The 1210-nt window shown below is 33.4% G+C and carries 1 protein-coding gene; it reads right to left on the bottom strand.

The genetic code is table 11. From position 1 onward, the window contains the following. Positions 1–136 precede the first annotated feature (136 nt). Positions 137–1141 carry an IS481 family transposase gene (locus FFS26_RS22355; protein WP_137906188.1) on the bottom strand — a complete coding sequence of 335 codons (1005 nt, stop codon included), beginning with the start codon at positions 1139–1141 and terminating at the stop codon, positions 137–139. Between the last annotated feature and the right edge of the window lie 69 nt (positions 1142–1210).

Below are 1210 nucleotides of genomic sequence, written 5' to 3'. Positions count from 1 at the left end.
TGTGCTATAACAATACATTCGCTACAAAATGAAGTAAGCTTTTATATGATACAGAAAATTGAAAAGGGAGACTAATGCGGTTTCCTTTTTTGCATATCTAAAAGCCCATTATTTGTTGATGACTCCCTACCAGAGGCTATTTTTTCTTGGGTTTTGATTTTAAAGTAACATTTTTATCTTTCAAGTAATTTAAATAGGCATAATTTCTAGGTATAATTTTTTCTTCTGAATCCCAAAATTTTGTAGTAACTTCAGGTTGAATAGGAATAAGGTGTTCCAATTCTTGTAACCTCTCCCACGGCGTTTTTCCATTCAAGGACGAGTGTGGTCTTTTCTTATTGTAAAAATCCTGCCATTCAATAGCCAAAGCATTTAAATCAAGCTTTGGATTAGATAAGTCTAGTAACGACCAAAATTCAGATTTATCAGTTTGCTGGGTTCTTTCTACCTTACCATTTAAGTGTGGAGATCGGGGTTTTATAGGTCTATATTTAATAAAATGCTCATGCAATTCATATTGAAAAGAATAGTTGAAAAATTCCGTTCCCCAGTCCGTTTGAATATGTTGTATAGGAAAATAAAAGGTGTTTAAAATTTCACTTAAAAAATGGATGGTACTTTCTGCTTTCTTATTTGAATAAATCCTAATAATTTTCATTCTGGTACAGTCATCAATAGCTGTAAATTGATATGCCTTACTTCTGATTTTAGTAACATCTAGTTGGACTCTATCCCCTGGAACTTCTTTACTATATCTTTTATAATCAGACTTTCTTCGCCTTTTTACAATGGGGTTAACTTTGTGCTTAGACAATACTCGCCAAACAGTCATTGCAGATAGTGAAATTCCTTTTCTGAGCAGATGAATTGAGATACGTGCTGCTCCCCACCGTTTTTTCTTTCTTAAATCAAGAATTAAGGATTCAATTTCAGGTGTAATTTTAGTATTGGAGAGGGTTTTAGGACGTTTCGACTTATCTGACAGTCCATGTTCACCTTCTTCTTTATACCTCTTTATCCAGCGATGAAGAGTTGATCTGGCTATTCCACAACGGAGAGCTGTTTTTGTTACAGATCCCCATTCCAAGTAGATTTTAAGCCAATCTTTACGAGCTTTTATTTGCTGTTGTTGTTTATTCATGGATAAAGATTTTCAACTTTACACCATAAATTTAAGTCATTTTTGTAGCGGATCTATTGATACTTTACA

Source organism: Chryseobacterium sp. 2VB (assembly GCF_005503635.1).
Taxonomy (GTDB): domain Bacteria; phylum Bacteroidota; class Bacteroidia; order Flavobacteriales; family Weeksellaceae; genus Chryseobacterium; species Chryseobacterium cupriresistens.
This window is presented reverse-complemented; position numbering and strand designations above follow the sequence as displayed.